General features: G+C 68.3%; 15 protein-coding genes. 11 read left to right on the top strand and 4 right to left on the bottom strand.

Annotated elements, in window-relative coordinates; genetic code table 11:
- Window positions 1-63: 63 nt before the first annotated feature.
- A complete protein-coding gene (locus C8J47_RS01540) occupies window positions 64-510 on the top strand; it encodes a glycine zipper 2TM domain-containing protein (RefSeq protein WP_183128988.1) in 447 nt (148 codons plus the stop codon).
- Between the two features lie 112 nt (window positions 511-622).
- Here the strand turns inward: C8J47_RS01540 and C8J47_RS01535 are convergent, their stop codons facing one another.
- Window positions 623-1,651 (bottom strand): polyprenyl synthetase family protein, encoded by a 1,029-nt coding sequence (locus tag C8J47_RS01535; protein ID WP_121884169.1) that lies wholly within the window; start codon window positions 1,649-1,651, stop codon window positions 623-625.
- Between the two features lie 141 nt (window positions 1,652-1,792).
- Between C8J47_RS01535 and C8J47_RS01530 the strand changes: the two genes are divergently transcribed.
- The 10 genes from C8J47_RS01530 to C8J47_RS01485 all read left to right on the top strand — a co-directional run bounded on the left by C8J47_RS01530 (window position 1,793) and on the right by C8J47_RS01485 (window position 13,121).
- Window positions 1,793-2,080 (top strand): chorismate mutase, encoded by a 288-nt coding sequence (locus tag C8J47_RS01530; RefSeq protein WP_060526366.1) that lies wholly within the window; start codon window positions 1,793-1,795, stop codon window positions 2,078-2,080.
- Between the two features lie 113 nt (window positions 2,081-2,193).
- Window positions 2,194-2,910 carry an AcvB/VirJ family lysyl-phosphatidylglycerol hydrolase gene (locus C8J47_RS01525; RefSeq protein WP_121884168.1) on the top strand — a complete coding sequence of 239 codons (717 nt, stop codon included), beginning with the start codon at window positions 2,194-2,196 and terminating at the stop codon, window positions 2,908-2,910.
- A 105-nt stretch (window positions 2,911-3,015) separates the two neighbouring features.
- The gene (mprF, locus tag C8J47_RS01520; RefSeq protein ID WP_220683328.1) at window positions 3,016-5,589 is read left to right on the top strand and encodes a bifunctional lysylphosphatidylglycerol flippase/synthetase MprF; all 2,574 of its coding nucleotides are present in this window, start codon (window positions 3,016-3,018) and stop codon (window positions 5,587-5,589) included.
- Window positions 5,590-5,627: 38 nt separating this feature from the next.
- A complete protein-coding gene (locus C8J47_RS01515; protein ID WP_121884167.1) occupies window positions 5,628-6,287 on the top strand; it encodes a dTMP kinase in 660 nt (219 codons plus the stop codon).
- A gap of 182 nt (window positions 6,288-6,469) precedes the next feature.
- On the top strand, window positions 6,470-6,922 hold the full coding sequence (locus tag C8J47_RS01510) for a MarR family winged helix-turn-helix transcriptional regulator (protein ID WP_183128987.1): 453 nt from the start codon (window positions 6,470-6,472) through the stop codon (window positions 6,920-6,922).
- Window positions 6,919-8,973: an FUSC family protein gene (locus tag C8J47_RS01505; protein WP_121884165.1), complete on the top strand. Its 2,055-nt coding sequence runs from the start codon at window positions 6,919-6,921 to the stop codon at window positions 8,971-8,973. The genes C8J47_RS01510 and C8J47_RS01505 overlap by 4 nt, the downstream gene beginning before the upstream one ends.
- A complete protein-coding gene (locus C8J47_RS01500) occupies window positions 8,970-9,176 on the top strand; it encodes a DUF1656 domain-containing protein (RefSeq protein ID WP_056052175.1) in 207 nt (68 codons plus the stop codon). The genes C8J47_RS01505 and C8J47_RS01500 overlap by 4 nt, the downstream gene beginning before the upstream one ends.
- Window positions 9,173-10,075 (top strand): efflux RND transporter periplasmic adaptor subunit, encoded by a 903-nt coding sequence (locus tag C8J47_RS01495; protein ID WP_121884164.1) that lies wholly within the window; start codon window positions 9,173-9,175, stop codon window positions 10,073-10,075. Before C8J47_RS01500 ends, C8J47_RS01495 begins: the two co-directional genes overlap by 4 nt.
- A 146-nt stretch (window positions 10,076-10,221) precedes the next feature.
- Complete coding sequence (locus C8J47_RS01490; RefSeq protein WP_259467364.1) at window positions 10,222-11,613, top strand: efflux transporter outer membrane subunit; 1,392 nt, start codon at window positions 10,222-10,224, stop codon at window positions 11,611-11,613.
- Entirely contained in the window at window positions 11,610-13,121 is a 1,512-nt protein-coding gene (locus C8J47_RS01485) for a DHA2 family efflux MFS transporter permease subunit (protein ID WP_121884696.1), read from the top strand. Before C8J47_RS01490 ends, C8J47_RS01485 begins: the two co-directional genes overlap by 4 nt.
- A gap of 102 nt (window positions 13,122-13,223) precedes the next feature.
- On the opposite strand, the gene mdoH is transcribed toward C8J47_RS01485, so the two are convergent.
- The 3 genes from mdoH to C8J47_RS01470 all read right to left on the bottom strand — a co-directional run bounded on the left by mdoH (window position 13,224) and on the right by C8J47_RS01470 (window position 18,063).
- Entirely contained in the window at window positions 13,224-15,044 is a 1,821-nt protein-coding gene (gene mdoH, locus C8J47_RS01480) for a glucans biosynthesis glucosyltransferase MdoH (protein ID WP_259467303.1), read from the bottom strand.
- Window positions 15,044-16,540, bottom strand: a complete 1,497-nt coding sequence (locus C8J47_RS01475; protein ID WP_259467302.1) for a glucan biosynthesis protein — start codon at window positions 16,538-16,540, stop codon at window positions 15,044-15,046. Before C8J47_RS01475 ends, mdoH begins: the two co-directional genes overlap by 1 nt.
- Window positions 16,541-16,668: 128 nt before the next feature.
- Window positions 16,669-18,063 (bottom strand): FAD/NAD(P)-binding protein, encoded by a 1,395-nt coding sequence (locus tag C8J47_RS01470; protein ID WP_121884162.1) that lies wholly within the window; start codon window positions 18,061-18,063, stop codon window positions 16,669-16,671.
- Window positions 18,064-18,408: the final 345 nt, after the last annotated feature.

Genomic DNA, 18,408 nt, shown 5'->3' with positions numbered 1-18,408 from the left:
CTAGCTGTTTGAACTTTTCCGGTGCCGCACGGGTTACTCTGTCACGCATCAGGAGCAAAGTTCATGAAGAAGCATCTTATCGCAGCGTTGATGTCGGTCGCCGTCGCAGCGCCCGCCATGCTGCCGACCGCCGCAACCGCGCAGCGGTACGACGATCGCCGCGACAATAATGATCGTCGCGATCGTGACGATCGCCGTTTCGACAACGACCGCCGCGGTAACGATCGCAACTGGCGTGGCGACGACCGCAACTGGGATCCGTCGCGCAGCTATCAGGACGGCAAGTATCGCGAACGCCGCCTCGGCCGCAACGACCGGATCTATCGTGGTCGCGACGGTCGCGCCTATTGCAAGCGCAACGACGGCTCGACCGGGCTAGTGATCGGTGCGCTCGGCGGCGGCGTGCTGGCGAACCTGATCGGTGGCGGCACGCTCGGCACGCTGGCGGGTGCCGGTGGTGGCGCCTTGCTCGGCCGCTCGGTCGACCGCGGCAACGTGAAGTGCCGCTGAGCTTCAGCCGAAGCTAGAAACAACGACGGCGGCCGAGCGATCGGTCGCCGTTTTTGTGTCCCGACAAGCGCCGTTCGTGCTGAGCGACGAAAGAAACTGGTCCGCGCGCTGGCTAGTACGCGCGAGCGACCGCGAACTCGACCGCCTCGATCATCGCGTCCTTGGCGGCACCGTTCGCAAATCCCCCGATCGAATCGATCGCGCGCTGGCCGTAATGACGGGCCCTTGCGAAGGTGTCGTCGATCGCACGGGTCGAGCGGATCAGGCGGATCGCATGCTGCAAATCGGCGTCGCTGTCGCGGCGGCCTTCGACGGCATCCTTCCAGAACGCGCGGTCTTCGGCCGAGCCGCGCGCGTAAGCCAGGATTACCGGAAGCGTCATCTTCCCCTCGCGGAAATCGTCGCCTGCGTCCTTGCCCATCGTGTCCGCGTCCGAGACGTAATCGATCGCGTCGTCGACCAGCTGGAACGCGATGCCGAGGTTGCGGCCATACGCATCGAGCGCAGCCTCTTCCGCCTCGGGGCGCTCGGCGACCACAGCCGAAATCCGGCAGGCAGCTGCGAACAGCGCGGCGGTCTTCGCACCGATGATGTCGAGATAGCGCTCCTCGCCGAGATCGACGCGGCGTGCGGCGGTGAGTTGGTTGACCTCGCCCTCGGCGATGACCGCGCTGGTCGACGACAGGATCTTCAGCGCCTTGAGGCTGCCGGCCTCGACCATCAGTTCGAAGCTGCGGCTGAACAGGAAATCGCCGACCAGCACGCTGGCGGGATTGCCCCAGATGATGTTGGCGGTGCGCTTGCCCCGGCGCAGGTCGGAGCCGTCAACGACGTCGTCATGGAGCAGGGTCGCGGTGTGGATGAACTCGACCGCGGCGGCGAGCAGGTGATGCTGCGTGCCGGTGTAGCCGATCAGCTGCGCACTCGCGAGCGTCAGCATCGGCCGCATCCGCTTGCCGCCGCCGGCGATCAGGTGACCCGCGAGTTCGGGGATCAGCGGGATTTCCGACTGCATCCGGCCGCGGATCACCGCATTGACCTGGTCCATGTCGCCGGTGACGAGTTTGACCATCGGGTCCAGCGACGGCTGGGACTCGGGATTGGGACGTACGGTTTCGAGGCGGTGGACGGTGGCGCTCATCTCCCCGAGCCTCTGCCGCCTATGCCCCTGCAAAGCAACCCTTGCCGACCCTCGGCTCACCCCGGCCCGCCCCGCGGACATCTTGCCGATCCGGCCGTATCCTCGCAAAAGGCGCGCCGAACCAACGAAAGGGTGTTTTAGGTGGCTGACGACCTGTTGACCGGATATCGCCAGAGCATCGACAATATCGATGCGGCCCTCATCCACATGCTCGCCGAGCGGTTCAAGGTGACGCAGGCGGTGGGCCGGCACAAGGCGACCCACGGCCTGCCCGCTGCCGATCCCGGCCGCGAGGAGCGCCAGATCGCGCGGTTGCGGCATCTCGCGTCGGAGGCACAGCTCGATCCGGAATTCTCGGAAAAGTTTCTGCGCTTCATCATCGACGAGGTCATCCGTCACCACGAGCAGCTTGCACACGATCCGGCCTGAACCGCGCCCGCTTCGCCGGCCGGTCTACCCGCAGCGGTCGGCAGGCGCGACGTGACGGAATCGTCACGGCCGCTCCATCTCGCGATCATCCCGTCCTGGGTAAGGCGGCGGCGATGACGGGTCTTCGGCGTGCTCTGATCGGACTCGTGGTCCTGGCGGTGATCGCGACGGGGTTCATGGGCTGGCTCGGCTATTTCGGCGGTTCGGTGTTCACGGACGTCCCCGCGACCAATGCGTCCCCCACCACTGCTAAGCGCCCGTTCGCCGCGGTGCTGCTGACCAGCGACGTCGGCTACAGGATCGGCATGGCGCGAGAGATCGCGCAGCGGCTGGCGGCGGACGGCGTGCCGGTGGTCGCGGTCAACACGCTGACGTATCTGCGCAAGACCCGGACGCCCGCCGACATCACGCGGTTGATCGCGGACGCCGAACGCCGCGCGTTGCGGCTGAGCCAGACCGACAAGGTCGTGCTGATCGGCCAGTCGTTCGGCGCGGACATGCTGCACGTCGGGCTGATCGACCTGCCCGCCGACCTGCGCGCGAAAATCGTGCGGGTGGCGCTGATCGTGCCCGAGGACAACGTCCAGTTCCGCGCCTCGCCGAGCGAGATCTTCGATCTCTGGACGCCGACGATCGATGCCCTGCCGACCGCACGGCGATTGACCTGGGTGCCGCTGCTGTGCGTGCACGGCCAGGAGGAAATTGGCAGCCTGTGCCCCCTGCTGACACAGCCCAATGTGCAAAACGTGGCGTTGCCCGGCGGACATCCGCTTCACCGCGACGTCGATGCGCTCTACGATGTCCTCGCGCGGTTCGTGTTCGCGCGCTGAGGGGTCGTCGATGAGCTTGCCAATGCCGGACACTATCGGGGCCGGGGAACAGACACGTCCGCCTCATGGCGGGACTCGGGTTCGGAAACACGGTTTGCGCATGTCATGACGACGCGACCCACGCTTATCCGGATCCGCGACTGGATCGCGCATCGCCGCGGCATGCTGATCGCGCTCGCGGTGCTGCTCGTCGCGGTGCTCGGCTTCGCGGCGATCCACAAGCTGACCGCGGAAATCCGCCTGTCCGAGGTGCGTACGGCGTTCGCGGCGCTCGGCTGGCCCGCGCTGTCGGCGTCGATCGGCCTGACCGTCGTCAGCTATATCGCGCTGACCTTCTACGACACGATCGCACTCAGAGTGATCGGTCATCCGCTACCCTGGCGGACCGCCGCCGTCGCGTCGTTCACCAGCTACACGATCAGCCACAATCTCGGGCTCGCGATGCTGACCGGCGGATCGGCGCGCTACCGCGTCTACAGCCGCGCCGGGCTGGACGAGGCGGGGGTGGCGCGCGTCGTCCTGATCGCCGGGGTGACGTTCTGGGCGGGGGTGATCAGCGTCGCGTGCCTGTCGATGGCGATCCATCCGGGCATGCTGCCGATCGTCCACTGGACTCTGCCGCCGCTGCTGGAGCGGGCGATCGGGATCGGCATCCCGCTGGCGATGCTGGCCATCGTCCTGCGCTATCGCCAGGGCGGTTCGATCGGGCTGTTCGGCTGGCGGCTCCCCCTGCCCGACGCGCGCCAGGCGCTCGCGCTGTTGCTGGTGTCGACGGTCGATCTCGCAGCGGCGAGCGCAGCGCTGTTCGTGCTGCTCCCGAACGCCTCCCCCGACCTCTATCCGGTGCTGTTCCTCGGCTATGCGGTGGCGATCGTCGTCGCGCTGATCAGCCATGTGCCGGGCGGACTCGGCGTGTTCGAGGCGGTGATCATCGCGACGATGCCGCAGAACAACGCGACCATCCTCGCCGCGCTGCTCGCCTACCGGATCATCTATTACGTCGCGCCGCTGATCCTGGCGGCGGTGCTGCTCGCGTTCCACGAGGGCCGGCAATGGCGCAAGCGGGCGCGCGCGCCGGATCAGGAAGGCCGCGGGACCGATCCACTGACGATCGCGCTGCCGTTGGCGCCGTTGCTGCTCGGCGTGCTCGTTTTCATGAGCGGCGCGATGCTGCTGGTGTCGGGGGCGCTGCCCGCCGCGCCCGGCCGCATGAACGCGCTGGCGACGATCCTGCCGTTGCCGATCAGCGAGATGGCGCATGTCGCGGCCAGCCTCGTCGGCGTCATGCTGCTGTTCGTGGCGCTCGGGCTCTACCGCCGGCTCGACGGTGCCTTCTGGGCGGCCCGGACGCTGCTCATCGCCGGCGCGCTGTTGTCGATCGCCAAGGGCCTCGATTACGAGGAGGCGACCGTCCTGTTGCTGACCGCCGCCGCGCTACAATGGACGCGCGGCGCCTTCTACCGGCGAACGCGGCTGACCGCGGAGCCGTTGTCGCCCGAATGGCTGGTCGGGGTCGGCGCGGCGATCGGCCTGTCGGTGCTGATCGGGTTCTTCGCATACCACCGCGTCGGCTATTCGAGCAATCTGTGGTGGGAGTTCGAGACCAACGCCAACGCCTCGCGGTTCCTGCGCACCAGCCTTGCGGTCGGACTACTGCTGATCGGTGCGGCGATCTGGCGGCTGTTCGCGGCGGCGCCCGTGCCGCTCGTCCACGACGTGCTGCCCGACGACGTGGCGGAGGCAGCGCTCGCGCATGCCGACCGGACCGACGCGATGCTCGCCTTCACCGGCGACAAGCGCTTCCTGGTGTCGGACAGCCGCGACGCGTTCCTGATGTACCAGGTCAAGGGCGCGAGCTGGATCGTGATCGGCGATCCCGTCGGCCCGGCCGAGGCGTGGTCCGAGCTGCTCTGGGCGATCCGCGCGCGGGCCGATGCCGCGCAAGGGCGACTGCTGCTGTACCAGATCGGTCTTCGGATCGTCCCGATCGCGATCGAGATGGGGCTGAAGCTCGTCAAATACGGCGAGGAGGCGACCGTCGAACTCGGCGGTTTCACGCTCGAGACGCCCGACATGCGCAGCGTGCGCAAGGCGAGCCGAGTCGCCGAGCGCGCCGGCGCCGAGTTCGCGGTCGTGCGAGCCGCCGACATGCCCGCGATCCTACCCGAATTGCAGGCGATCTCGGACTGGTGGCTGGCCGACAAGGATCATGCCGAGAAGAGCTTCAGCGTCGGTCGGTTCGAACCCGGCTATCTGACGACGTTCGATTGCGCAGTGGTCCGGATCGAGGGGCGGATCGTCGCCTTCGCCAATATCTGGGCGACGCCCAACGGCCAGGAGCTGTCGGTCGACCTGATGCGTCACGCCGAGGACATGCCGCAGGGGGGCATGGACTTCCTGTTCACTCGGCTGATGCTGTGGGGCCACGAGCACGGCTATCGCAATTTCTCGCTCGGGATGGCGCCGCTGTCGGGGATCGAGGCAAGGCGACTGTCGCCGACCTGGTCGAAGGTCGCCGCGTTCCTGTTCCGCCACGGCGAGCGATTCTACGGGTTCGCGGGCCTGCGCGCGTACAAGGAGAAGTTCAGGCCGAACTGGACGCCGCGCTACATTGCCTCGCCGGGCGGCACGTCGCTGTTGCGCGGGCTGATCGATTTGCAGGCTTTGGTGAGTCGGTAAGGCTTGCTAGGGCCCGCCGCCTTGCTAGGGCAGACCCCATGAGTTTCCTCCTGGCAATCGAAGGCGCCGACGGCGCGGGCAAGGCCACCGCTTCGGCGCTGGTGGTCGAGCAGTTGCGCGCCTCCGGCCGCACTGCCGAGGTCGTGTCGTTCCCGCGCTATACCGAGACGGTCGGCGGCTGGGCGCTCGGCGCGATGCTTGCGGGCAATTTGCCGCGCGGCACCTCGCCCAAGGCAGCGGCGGTGCTCTACGCGCTCGACCGGATGGAATCGCGCGATCACCTGCTCGCGACGATGGCGGCGAACGACGTCGTCGTGTTCGACCGCTACATCGCCTCGAACATGGCGTATCAGGCGGCGCAGGTGCCGGCGGACGAGGCCGATGCGATGATGGCGTGGATCGCCGACCTCGAGACAGGGTCGTTCGCGCTGCCGACCCCCGATCTGTCGGTGTATCTCGATACCCCCGCCGCGATCGCCCGCGGGTTGATCCTGAAGAAGCGCAAACGGTCGTACACCGACGACGCGTTCGACGCTTACGAAGCCGATACCGGGCTGCAGGACCGCGTCCGGACCAACTACGCGGCGATGGCGCAGGCCGGTTTGCTCGGTCGCTGGGCGACGGTGTCTACGGTGGAGGCCGGGGAATCGCGGCTGCCAGCAGAGATCGCCGCGGACATCGTCGCGCTGTTGAACTAAACTCCGTCATCCTGACGAAAGTCAGGATCCAGAGTTACACAGGATATCGCTCGTTACCCTGGATCCTGACTTTCGTCAGGATGACGGAGTTGGTCGTGTAAACCCACGCGCCACCACGTTTTTTCCTTCCTGTCGCTAATTCCGCATTGCAGCATCGGCAAACGCCATTACTTAGCACGCTAATGACTTCCGCCCGCGCCCGTCTCGAAGCCTCCTACGCCCGTACGCTTATGCCGCTCGCGCGTCTGTGGCGGCAGGCGGCGGATCGTGCGCTCAGCGACATGTGCGTGTCGGCCTCCACGGGCTGGGCGCTGGTCCAGGTCGGGCGGCTCGGCGACGACGTCCGCCAGACCGATCTCGCGAGCGAACTCGACGTCACGCAGGCCTCGCTGGTCCGTTCGATCGACCAGATGACCGCCGCCGGACTGGTCGAACGTCACCGCGACGCCGACGACGCACGCGTCAGCCGGATCCGCCTGACCGACCGCGGCCGCACGCTCGTCACCACGATCGAGTCGAAGTTCGCGACCTTGCGCCATGCGATGCTCGACGGCGTGTCCGACGACGATCTCGCCACCGCGCTGCGCGTCGCCGAACGGCTCGGCGCGCGCTTCCAGGCGGATCGCGCGCGATGATGCTCTCGCGGTTCGGCAGCACGGAGGCGCTGTTCACGGTCAAATGCTTCGTCGCGGCGATGCTGGCCTATTACATCGCGCTCCGGATCGGCCTGACGCGGCCCTATTGGGCGGTCACGACGTCGTACATCGTCGCACAGCCGCTGGCGGGCGCGGTGTTGTCGAAGGCGGTCTTCCGCGTCGCCGGAACCGTGCTCGGCGCAGTCGCGGCGGTGGTGCTGGTGCCCAATTTGGTCAACGCCCCCGAACTGCTGTCGCTCGGCCTCGCACTGTGGCTGGGCCTGTGCCTCTACATCTCGCTGCTCGACCGCACCCCCCGCGCGTACCTGTTCCTGCTGGCGGGCTATACCGCGAGCATCATCGGCTTCCCGTCGGTCGAGGCGCCCGGCGCGGTGTTCACGACGGCGGCGTTGCGCGTCCAGGAAATCACGATCGGGATCCTCTGCGGCAGCCTGATCCACGGCTTCGTCTTTCCGCAGACCGTGACCGCGGTACTGCTCGGACGGATCGACGCGATCCTCGGCGACGCAGAGCGCTGGTCGCGCGATTCGCTCGCGGGCGAGTCCGATGCGGCCCTTAGCCGCGACCGCCGCCGCCTCGCGCTCGACATCAACGAGCTGCACCAGCTCTCCATCCATTTGCCGTTCGACACCGCACGTCTGTTGCCGCGCGTCCGCACGCTCCGCGCGCTTCAGGCCGAGCTGTCGATGCTGCTCCCGCTGGCGAGCGCGGTCGACGACCGGATCGTCGAGCTGCGACGCGGTGCCGACGCCCCCCGCCCCGAAGCGATCGCGCTGATCGAGGACGTTCGCGACTGGCTGCGCGATCCGCTGCCACTCGCCGAGCGACGCGAGACCGCCGACGCGCTGATCGCCCGTGCCAGGGCGCTCGAGCCCCCTGTCGGCGACACGCTGATCTGGCGCGACGCGTTGCGGCTCAGCCTGCTCGCCCGGCTGGCCGAATTGATCGACGCGCATCGCAACGCGCGCGATCTGCGCGACCAGATGCGTTCGCCGTCGCGCACGCCAGTCACGCCCGCCGTGACCCGGCTGCTGGCGCGCACGACCAAGCGCCCGCTCCACCGCGACCGCGGCATCGCGCTCCGGGCGGCGCTCGGCACGATCGCGACGATCCTGCTCGGCTGCATCTTCTGGATCGGCACCGGCTGGGCGGACGGCGCGGGCGCTGTGCTGATCGCGGGTGTGTGTTGCGCGCTGTTCGGCAACAGCGACGATCCCGCGCCGTCGATCATGGCGTTCTTCTACGGCACGATCATCGGCCTCGTCATCTCCGCGGTCTATGCCTTCGCGATCCTGCCGCGGGTCACCGATTTCGTGACGCTGATGGCGGTGCTCGCTCCCCCGATGCTGATCGGCGGGATGTACCTCGCGCGCCCCGCGACCCTGCTGGTGACGCTAGGCGCGCTGCTCGGCGGGTTGAACACCGTAGGGCTGAACGACCGCTTCGGCAGCGATTTCAGTGCCTTCATCAATGGCGGCATCGCGCAGCTGGTCGGCACGTTGTTCGCGGTCGTCACGGTCGGGCTGTTCCAGACGATCGGCGCGGACACCAGCGCGCGGCGGTTGATCCGCGCGGGCTGGCGTGAACTCGCGACGCGGAGCGACTCGCCCGGCCGCCCCGACGCCGCCGGCTGGATCGCGCGGATGCTAGACCGGATCGGGCTGCTCGCGCCGCGGCTCGCAGCGCAGGGCGAGGACCCGGGCAAACCGCTGCTCGACGCGCTGACCGATCTGCGCGTCGGCGTCGCGGTCGGCGAACTCAAGAAGTTGCGGCTCGACGGCACGCCCGGCGAGGCCGCGGCGATCACCCCGGTGCTGCGCGGAGTTGGCAGGCATTACCGCGCGTTGCGCCCCGACAGGCCGGCCCCGCCCGAGCCCGACCTGCTCGCCGGGATCGACACCGCGATGGCCGGGTTCGCGACCAGCACGCCTGCCGGCATGTCGGACCGCCACCGCACCGGCGTCTTGGCTTTGACCTCGCTCCGGCGCAACCTGTTCCCCCAGGCGCCCGCATATGGAGCAACCCCATGACCGGCGAAATCTCGATCGGCGGCGTCTTCCTGCCCAGCATCCTGCTGCTCGCGGTCGCCGCCGTCCTGCTCACCGGACTGGCGACGCGGTTGCTCGCCTTCGCCGGCTTCTACCGCGTGGTGACCTATCGCCCGCTCGTCGATCTCGCGCTGTTCATCCTCATCCTCGGGCTGCTCGCCCTGCTCACCGGACCTTCCGCATGACCGCTTCCCGTTTCAAATCGCTGCTCGCGCCGCTCGGCCGTTCCGCCGTCACGCTGGTGATCGTCCTGCTGGCGGTGCTCGTCGGGATCTGGCTGTGGAAGCACTACGAGACCGATCCGTGGACGCGCGACGGGAAGATCCGCGCCGATATCGTCCGCGTGACGCCCGACGTCGCGGGTTTGGTCACGCAGGTCGCGGTGCACGACAACCAGGCGGTGAAGCCGGGCGATATCCTGTTCGTGGTCGATCGCCCCCGCTTCCAGCTGACGCTGGCGCAGTCCGACGCGTCGATCGCGAGCGCGCGTGCGACGCTATTGCAGGCGAAGCGCGAGGCACAGCGCGATCTCGCCCTCGGCGATCTGGTCGCGAAAGAGACGCACGAGCAGAACGTCGCGCGCGTCGCCACCGCGTCGGCCGCGCTCGCCCAGGCGCAGAGCGCACGCTCGACCGCGGCGCTCAACCTCGCGCGGACGACGGTGCGCGCGACGGTGCACGGGATCGTCACCAACCTCGATCTCCACCCCGGCGACTATATCGCGACCGGAACGCAGGCGATGGCGCTGGTCGACACCGATTCGCTCCGGGTCGAAGGCTATTTCGAGGAAACCAAGCTCGGCAGCATCCACCTCGGCGACCCGGTAATCGTTCATCTGATGGGCGAACCACAAGCGCTGCACGGTCGCGTCGACAGCATCGCCGCGGGGATCAACGACAGCGAACGGACCAACACGACCAACCTGCTGCCGAACGTGAACCCGACGTTCAACTGGGTGCGGCTGGCGCAGCGTATCCCGGTGCGGGTGAAGCTGACGCAGGTGCCGAAGGGGGTGCAACTGATCGTAGGCCGCACCGCAACGGTGACCGTCCAACCACGCGTCGCACCGGGGACGACGGCATGACGCGCGCCTCCATCCGACCCACCCCCCGCCGTCATCCTGACGAAAGTCAGGACCCCGGGTTACAAGCGATGTCCTGCGTGGCTCTGGGTCCTGACTTTCGTCAGGATGACGGAGTTGGGCAACGCGAGTGTAAAGGTCGCCGCGGTATCGCCGCGAGTATCCTCGCGCTAGCCCTCGCCGCCTGCACCACCGCCGGCCCGAACTACGCGCTCCCCGAGTCCGCCGTCGTCAACCGCCCCTCCGCCCAAGGCGCGTTCGACAGCGGCCACGAGAAGGCGTTCGCCAACGCCCCCCTCCCCGACCATTGGTGGCAACTCTACGGCGACGCCCGCCTCGACTCGTTCGTCACCGAAGCGCTCGCCGCCAACACCGATCTCCGCGCCGCCGACGCCAACCTCCGCCGCGCCGACGCGGTCGTCGCCGAAGTCGCCGCTGGCCGCACGCTGTCGACCGTCCTCGGCGGCGGCACCTCGCTCGACCGCCCGTACACAGCCGGCGGCAATCTCCCCGGCACGCTCGACTACAACCTCGGCATCACGCTAGCCTACCCGCTCGACCTGTCGGGCCGCATCCGCCGCGCGATCGAGGCGGCACAAGGCGATGCCGAGGCCGTCGCCGCCGCGCGCGACAACGTCCGCGTCACCGTCGCCGCGGAGACCGCGCGCAGCTACGCTACCGCCTGCACCGCCAACTCGGTGCTCGCCGCGAACAACCGCATCCTCGCACTGCAACGCCAGACGCTGAACGTAACGCAGCGCCTGCAACGCGGCGGCCGCGGCACTGCGTTCGACGTGACCCGGGCAAGAACCGCGGTCGACCAGAGCGAGGCGCTAATCCCTTCACAGGTCGCGACGCGCACCGCCGCGCTCTACCGTCTTGCCACGCTGATGGGCCGCACGCCCGCCGACTATCCCAAGGACGTCGCGACCTGTGCGAAGCCCCCAGCGCTAACCCGGCCGCTGCCGATCGGCGACGGGACCGCGTTGATCCTGCGCCGCCCCGATATCCGCCAGGCCGAACGCTCGCTGGCCGCCGCGACCGCGCGGATCGGCGTCGCCACCGCCAACCTCTATCCGCAGGTCAGCCTCGGCGGCTCGGCCGGGTTCACCGGTCCGGTGTCGTCGCTCGGCTCGACCAACGCATTCCATCTCGGGCTTGGGCCGCTGATCAGCTGGAGTTTCCCCAACCGCCCGGTCATCCGCGCGCAGATCGCCCAGGCCGGCGCCACCGCGGACCAGGCGCTCGCGCAGTTCGATTCGACCACGCTCGAAGCGCTCCGCCAGACCGAAACCGCGCTGTCCGCCTATGCGCGCGAAGGCGACCGCAACGCAGCGCTCCGCCGCGCTCAGTCCAGCGCCGCACGCGCCGCGGACCAAGCCGGCACGCTCTACCGCTTCGGCCGCACCGACTTCCTCTCGCTGCTGACCGCGCAGGCCGCGCTGACTACCGCACAGGCGAACCTCGCGGCATCGGACGCGCTGTTGGTCGATCGCCAGGTCGACGTCTTCAAGGCGCTCGGCGGGGGGTGGCAGGCATGAGGCTCCGACGGCGCGGGCTCGCCTCGATCAACAGCGAAATCCGCGACGGCATCATGCCCGCTGCCGCCACTATCGCGCGCGTCGCCAAGGACCCGGACGCGCTGCCGCATACGCCGAGCAACTACCGCATCACCGCGCTGATCATCGCCTGCGCGCTGTTCATGGAGCAGATGGATTCGACCGTGCTCGCGACCGCGCTGCCGACGATGGCGCGCGATTTCGGCGTGCCAGCGACCAGCATGAGTTCGGCGCTCACGTCGTACCTGCTGGCGCTCGCGATCTTCATTCCTGCCAGCGGACGCCTCGCGGACCGGTTCGGATCGCGCACGATCTTCCGCGCGGCGATCCTCATTTTCGTCGGCGGATCGATGCTGTGCGGCCAGGCGACCAGCCTGCCGTTCATGATGGTTGCGCGCTTCCTGCAAGGGCTCGGCGGCGCGATGATGATCCCGATCGGCCGCCTCGTCCTGCTCCGCAGCGTCGCCAAGGAGGACATGGTCCAGGCGATGTCGTGGCTGATCATGCCCGCGCTGATCGGCCCGATCCTCGGGCCTCCGGTCGGCGGCGCGATCGTCACCTATCTCGACTGGCGCTGGATCTTCTATCTCAACGTGCCGATCGGCCTGCTCGGCGTGATCCTGGTAACGCGCTTCATCGGCGAGGTCCGCGAGGACAAACCGGCGCGCTTCGACGTGCCGGGGTTCATCCTGTCGGGCGTGTCGCTCGGCTGCCTGTTGTTCGGATTCGAGATGACCAGCCGCACCGGCGAGTTGTCGCGCGCCGTCGTGCTGATCGCGGTCGGGCTGGTCGCGGGCGTCGCCTACATTCGCCACGCCAAACACCGCAGCGACCCGATCCTCGATTTGTCGCTGATGCGCATCCCGACCTTCCGGCTATCGGTGATCGGCGGATCGCTCACCCGCATCACGCAAGGCGCGCAGCCGTTCCTCCTGCCGATGATGCTCCAGCTTGGGTTCGGGATGACCGCGGCGGCGAGCGGCGCGATCACGATTGCCGGCGCGATCGGCTCGCTGATGATGAAGAGCCTCGCCCCGCGTGTGCTCAGGCGCTTCGGGTTCCGCAACAGCCTGATCGTCGGCGGACTCTGCGCGAGTTCGGGCTACGCGGTCGCGGGGTTGTTCCGCCCGGACTGGCCGATCCCGGCGATCTTCGGCGTGCTGATGATCTCGGGGTTCTTCATGTCGTTCCAGTTCTCGGCGTACAACACGATCGCGTATGACGAGATCCCGTCGTCGCGGATGAGCAGCGCGACCAGCTTCTACGCGACGTTCCAGCAGTTGATGCTGTCGCTCGGCATCTGCGTCGGCGCGGCATCGCTGCATGTCGGCATGCTCGGCACCGGCGCGACTAGGCCGGCACTGGCGGACTTCACGCTGGCGTTCCTGGTCGTGACCGCGGTGTCCGCCTCAGCGACGATCTGGAACCGCCGGTTCGCGGTCGATGCCGGGGCGGAGCTGAGCGGCCACCGGGCGCGCGCCACGTCCTGACGCCTACTTCGTCATCCTGACGAAAGTCAGGACCCAGGGTAACGAGCGGCGCCCTGCGTGGCTCTGGGTCCTGACTTTCGTCAGGATGACGAAGTGCGGGGGTTAACCGCTATGCGCCGGCAGCGACGGTCGCGACAGCACCGAAACATGCTCGCCCGGCTCCACGAACATGCCGTGCGACAGCGCCCACCGCCCCGCCTTCTCACTCGCCGTCAGCATCGTCAGGAACGGACTGAGCAACAGTCCCAGAGTCACCGGCGCGAGCCAGGCCGCGGTGATCGGCGCGAACGGGGTTACCAGCAGCAGCGCCACGCCCACCCCGACATGCCAGCGATAGCGCGGCATCACGTCGGCCAACGAAAGTTCGTGCGCATCGCGGTTCTGCGGCGCCCAACCCGACTTTCGTCCCATCAATATCCCGGCCAGATCGATGGTCTGCGTCAACGCGATCACCGGCGCCAACAGCATAGAAAACGGCACGTCGACCAGCACCGACCGGACGATCCCGCGTCGTCCACCGAACCCCTCGCGACGCTCCGCATTCGAGAACGCCCAGATCACGCTCAACAGCTTCGGCCCGAACAGCAGCAACAGCGTGACGAACAGCACCTGGAGCGAGGTCTGCGCCTCGACGATGTTGCGCTCGCCGATCAGCGCCTGCACCACGCTCGTCGCGATCATCAGCAGCCACACCGGCGAGGTGATGAACGCCGACGCACCCATCAGCAGTTGCAGCCGGCTGACCCAGTGGAACCCCGACGACGTCAGCAGGCTGAGATGCTGGATATTGCCCTGCGCCCAGCGCCGGTCGCGCACCGCCGCGTCGATCAGCGTCGGCGGATATTCCTCGAACGTCTCCTCGGTCATCAGCATGTGGACGCGCCAGCCGCGCCGCCGCAACAGCGCCGCTTCGACCATGTCGTGGCTCATGATGACACCGCCGAACGGCGCGCGACCGGGAAGGTTGGGCAGGCCGCAGCTCGCCGCGAACGCCTCGATACGGATCATCGCGTTGTGGCCCCAGAAGGTCGCCTCCGAACCCGACCACCAGACGAGGCCGGCGGTCGAGATCGGGCCGTACAGCCGGCTGGCGAACTGCATCCAGCGCTGGAACAGCGTCACGCCGTTGATCACCGCTGGCACTGTCTGGAGCAGCGCCACCGCCGGCCGCCGTTCGAGCACCTGCGCCATGCCGATGATCGTGTTGCCGCCCATCAGGCTGTCCGCGTCGAGCATCAGCATGTAGCGATAGCCGCCGCCGAACCGCCGGATCCATTCCGCGACGTTGCCCGGCTTACGGCCGACGTTCACGGTCCGGCGGCGGTAATAAAGCGCGCAGTCGAGCGTCGGCGCGAGGCGCTGCCACGCCGCGACCTCGGCCGCTTCCGCCGGTTCGCCCGAATCGCTCAGGATGAAGATGTCGAACCGGTCGGCGACACCGCCGGCGGCGATCGCGCGTGCCATCCACGCGATCCGCTCGAACACCGCATCGATGTCCTCGTTGTGGACCGGCATCAGGATCGCGGTGCGTCCTTCGAGTGGTTCCGATTGTCGCGGGGTCGGCACGAACCCCGGATGGCCGCCGGTCATCAACAGCACGAAGCCGATCGCGGCGTTCATGAATCCGAACGAAATCCACGCGAACAGCGGGAAGAACAACGCCAGCAGCGCCACATCCCAGAAGCTCAGTCCATCCGCGAGCAGCGATTCCTGCACCGCCGACGACGCCGCGGTCGCCAGCAACCCGGTCATCAGCACGAGGATGATCCGGCGCGCGAGCATGTCGTCCGATGACACGACCATCCCCGGTCCCGGCTCGGGTGCGGACCAGGGTGGCGGCGGCCCGTCGAAACGCTGCGGGAGCATCTCGATCGGGGTTTCGCCCGGCATCATGGGGGGCATCACGGCGGGAAGCACGGTCATCAGAAGATCGGCGTCAGGACGGTTTCACTGAGCGCACGACCACCGCGCGTAAGGAACAGCCTGACGTCGGCGGGTCCTTGCGCATCGGGGGCCACGTCGGCGGTGACGCGCCAGCGATTCTTCTGGCCGACCACCGGATAGGCCGCGTTGGCGAGCACTTTCCCGCGGACGACATTGATCTTCGCCATCACGCCGCTCTGCCGGTCGAGCCCGGCCAGACCGGTTCCGACGAAATCCACGACCAGTTTGCGTGCACCCTTGACCGGCTCCGCGCCTGGCCTGCCCGCGACGCCCTGCCAGCAATCGACGACGTGCGCGGTGGTGGCGACAGCGGTCGGATCGGCTGATTTCCAGGACAGCGTATAATCGAACTGCAGTCGCTGCCCGGCCTTGGCGGGTGCGGCGGGCGTCCAGAACGAGACGACGTTGTCGACCGTCTCGCTGCTGGTCGGGAACGCATACAGCATCACCGCGCCCTTGCCCCAGTCGCCCTGCGGCTGGACCCACAGGTTCGGGCGACGATCGTAGAACGCGCCGTCGTCCTGGTAGTGATCGAAATTGCGGTCGCGCTGGATCAGGCCGAACCCCTTGGGCGCCTGGTCCGCGAAACTGTCCAGCGTATCGTGCGGCGGGTTGTTGAGCGGCCGCCAGATACGCTCGCCAGCGCCGGTCAGCAGAGCGAGCCCGTCCGAATCGTGGATCTCGGGACGCCAGTCGACCGCGGCCGCACGGTTGCCCTCGCCGTACCAGAACATGCTGGTAGCAGGCGCGATGCCGAGCCGTTCGATGTCGCGGCGCACGTTGAGCACGGACGAGACCTGCTGCTCGACTCCCGCGCCGGCGACGTGCCGCGACTGAATGCGGTACGCGCCGGTGACGCTCGCGCCATCCATCAGCGCGTAGATCGTGTAGGCATCGTTGCCGGTGCGCTCGATCCAGAATTCGGTGAAATCGGGGAATTCCTCGCGACCGGGCAACCCCGTGTTGATCGCGAGACCGCGCGCGGACAGGCCATATTGATCCTGCGCACCGGCGGTGCGGAAATAGGAGGCGCCCTGGAACGCCATCCAGTCGCTGGTGCCGCCCGGTGCCATCGCGCGGAACCCTGCGATGCCGAGCGCGGCGGCGTGGCCTTCTTCGGCCTCGAACAACGCGCGCGAAAATTCGATACGCTGCGCTTGCCCCCCTTCGACGACGTTGATCGCGACCGGCATCGGCGCATAGCGGCCGAGCGGGAAGAGGCGGATGCCGCCCGCCAGCGTCTTGTCGGCGCGGAAGCGGATGCTGCCGACCTTGTCGTAATCGATCGCGGCGGCGGCGGCGACCTTGGCGGGGGCCTGGTACGGCTTGGTGGCGAGCGTTGCGGCGCGCGCCTGCAGTGCCTCCCAAGAGAACAGCTCGGTCTTTCCCGTGGCGGTGCGCGCCATCGCGGCGGCCGCCTGCGGGGCGAACCCCAACAGACCCAGCGCGGTCATCACTTCGCGTCGACCGATCATGCCGTGGCTCCCTTGAAAATCATCATGTTGCGACGCGGTAACATATAGCGGGTGCGCGCGCGCGTCGACAGGCCGTGGTTGAGGCGCACCCCACCGCGCCCCAGGGCTCCAGCGGAGGTATCAGGCGCTCAGAGCCCCTCGCCGCCGACCCATTGCGCGTTCGACAGGCGCCGCGCGAGATCCCAGCTCTGGACGCGGATATCGGGCACCGCAACGACTTCCCACAGCCCGCCACGGGTCATCGGGCCGATGCAGTGGATCCGGTCATCGGGGGTGCCATCGCGCCGAATCGCGCGCGACTGCGCGTCGACGTCGACACCGAGCCGGAGCGGATCCGGCCTGATCGCGCCGGCCGCGAGCAGGTGCTTCACGAGCGGTTCTTCCGAGCGCAACAGGTCACCCTGCGGACCGGTGCAATTGACGATCCGCGCGGCGTGCGTGACGACGGGTTCGGTCGTGCCGCGCGGTCGCCAGGTCAGTTTCGCGCCGGTCCCATCGGCGTCGGCGGAGACGATCTTGCCGGCCGCGAATTTCAGCTGCCCACTGGCGACGAGTGCCTCGACGCGCTCGGCGACACGCGGCGCGAGGCGGTGACGGTGCACGTCCCAATAGGGGCGGAGATGACGCAGGAATCGCCCGCGCACCTCCTGCGACGCGGCGGACCACAGCATCTGCGTGACCGGGCGAAGCTCGTCGACCGCGCAACGCCATCCGGCATCGGCGGCGCGCGCGCGGACATGACGGACGAGATCGGTCAGCCCGCCCTGCGGCTTCTCCGCGACACCGCGATGCGCGGGCGCGCCGTCGACGTGGCGGCGTGGCGACAGACCGCGACGCGACATCGAGAGGATCTGGCCCGCGAACCCTTGCGCATCGAGCAGCAACGCGGCGTCGATCGCGGTCAGCCCGGTCCCGACCAGCACGACGGTGTCGTCCGCGCCCAGTCCTTCCGCGAGATCGGCCGCCCACGGATCGGCGCAATACACGCCCGCGGGCAGTGCGTCGGGCTTTAAGCCCGGCGGGGTGTGCGGCGGCAGGTTGCCTAGCGCGAGCACCGCGGTATCGGCGGCGATCGTCCGCCCGTCCGCCATTTTGAGCGTCACGCCGTCTCCTGCGACCGGCTCGATCGCGCAGACCTCGCCTTCGACATGCACCAGCCGGCCGTCCGATTCCGCGATCGCCGCGTCGAGCAGTTCGCGGAGATACGCGCCGTAGGTGGTGCGCGGGACGAAGGTCTTGCGGTCGCCCTTGCCGTGCGCCTCCAGCCAGCGGACGAAGTGATCGGGATCGTCGGGGAGCGCACTCATGTTGCCCGCGCGAACGTTGAGCAGGTGGTCGGGATGCGCCGCGCTATACGCGACGCCGCGCGCGAGCTGCCGGTCGCGGCGCTCGATGAGCGTGACGCGCGGCCCCGCGTGCCGCATCAGATTGACCGCGAACAACGCACCCGAGAAGCCGCCGCCCACCACGACGACATGATCCTCGGGGCCAGCGATCCGCGCGATAGTTGCTTTCTCGTCCATCTGTACGCTCACCCACAGTGTCGCGGGAGGCCATGCCCGATCGGAGCCGGCTAGCCCAGCCCCTGGCGATGGGACGGCCACCAACCTACAGGCCCGTCATCCCGAAACTCCGTCATCCTGACGGAAGTCAGGATCCAGAGTAACGGTCGGCACGCCTGTGGCTCTGGGTCCTGACTTTCGTCAGGATGACGGGGTTGGGGAGAAACTACGCAGCTCCACGTCACCCCGGAACAGGTCCGGGGTGACGGCGGGAGGTGTTTCTCGGTCGAGTATGCCCACCCCGGCGAAGGCCAGGGCCCAATTGGCAAGGTCGACATGACGATGCACATCCCGCCGTTGTCACCG

The sequence above is a fragment of the Sphingomonas sp. PP-F2F-G114-C0414 genome (assembly GCF_003688595.1).
Classification (GTDB): domain Bacteria; phylum Pseudomonadota; class Alphaproteobacteria; order Sphingomonadales; family Sphingomonadaceae; genus Sphingomonas.
The sequence above is the reverse complement of the archived record's forward strand: the minus strand, read 5'-3'. Positions and strand labels throughout refer to the sequence as shown.

What these genes read in the sequence shown, in the direction of transcription:
- mdoH (WP_259467303.1), bottom strand. Translation starts at nt 15,044, where the DNA reads ATGACCGTGCTTCCCGCCGTGATGCCCCCCATGATGCCGGGCGAAACC.
- C8J47_RS01535 (WP_121884169.1), bottom strand. Translation starts at nt 1,651, where the DNA reads ATGAGCGCCACCGTCCACCGCCTCGAAACCGTACGTCCCAATCCCGAG.
- C8J47_RS01485 (WP_121884696.1), top strand. Translation starts at nt 11,610, where the DNA reads ATGAGGCTCCGACGGCGCGGGCTCGCCTCGATCAACAGCGAAATCCGC.
- C8J47_RS01475 (WP_259467302.1), bottom strand. Translation starts at nt 16,540, where the DNA reads ATGATCGGTCGACGCGAAGTGATGACCGCGCTGGGTCTGTTGGGGTTC.
- C8J47_RS01495 (WP_121884164.1), top strand. Translation starts at nt 9,173, where the DNA reads ATGACCGCTTCCCGTTTCAAATCGCTGCTCGCGCCGCTCGGCCGTTCC.
- C8J47_RS01540 (WP_183128988.1), top strand. Translation starts at nt 64, where the DNA reads ATGAAGAAGCATCTTATCGCAGCGTTGATGTCGGTCGCCGTCGCAGCG.
- C8J47_RS01470 (WP_121884162.1), bottom strand. Translation starts at nt 18,063, where the DNA reads ATGGACGAGAAAGCAACTATCGCGCGGATCGCTGGCCCCGAGGATCAT.
- C8J47_RS01525 (WP_121884168.1), top strand. Translation starts at nt 2,194, where the DNA reads ATGACGGGTCTTCGGCGTGCTCTGATCGGACTCGTGGTCCTGGCGGTG.
- C8J47_RS01500 (WP_056052175.1), top strand. Translation starts at nt 8,970, where the DNA reads ATGACCGGCGAAATCTCGATCGGCGGCGTCTTCCTGCCCAGCATCCTG.
- C8J47_RS01515 (WP_121884167.1), top strand. Translation starts at nt 5,628, where the DNA reads ATGAGTTTCCTCCTGGCAATCGAAGGCGCCGACGGCGCGGGCAAGGCC.
- mprF (WP_220683328.1), top strand. Translation starts at nt 3,016, where the DNA reads ATGACGACGCGACCCACGCTTATCCGGATCCGCGACTGGATCGCGCAT.
- C8J47_RS01505 (WP_121884165.1), top strand. Translation starts at nt 6,919, where the DNA reads ATGATGCTCTCGCGGTTCGGCAGCACGGAGGCGCTGTTCACGGTCAAA.
- C8J47_RS01510 (WP_183128987.1), top strand. Translation starts at nt 6,470, where the DNA reads ATGACTTCCGCCCGCGCCCGTCTCGAAGCCTCCTACGCCCGTACGCTT.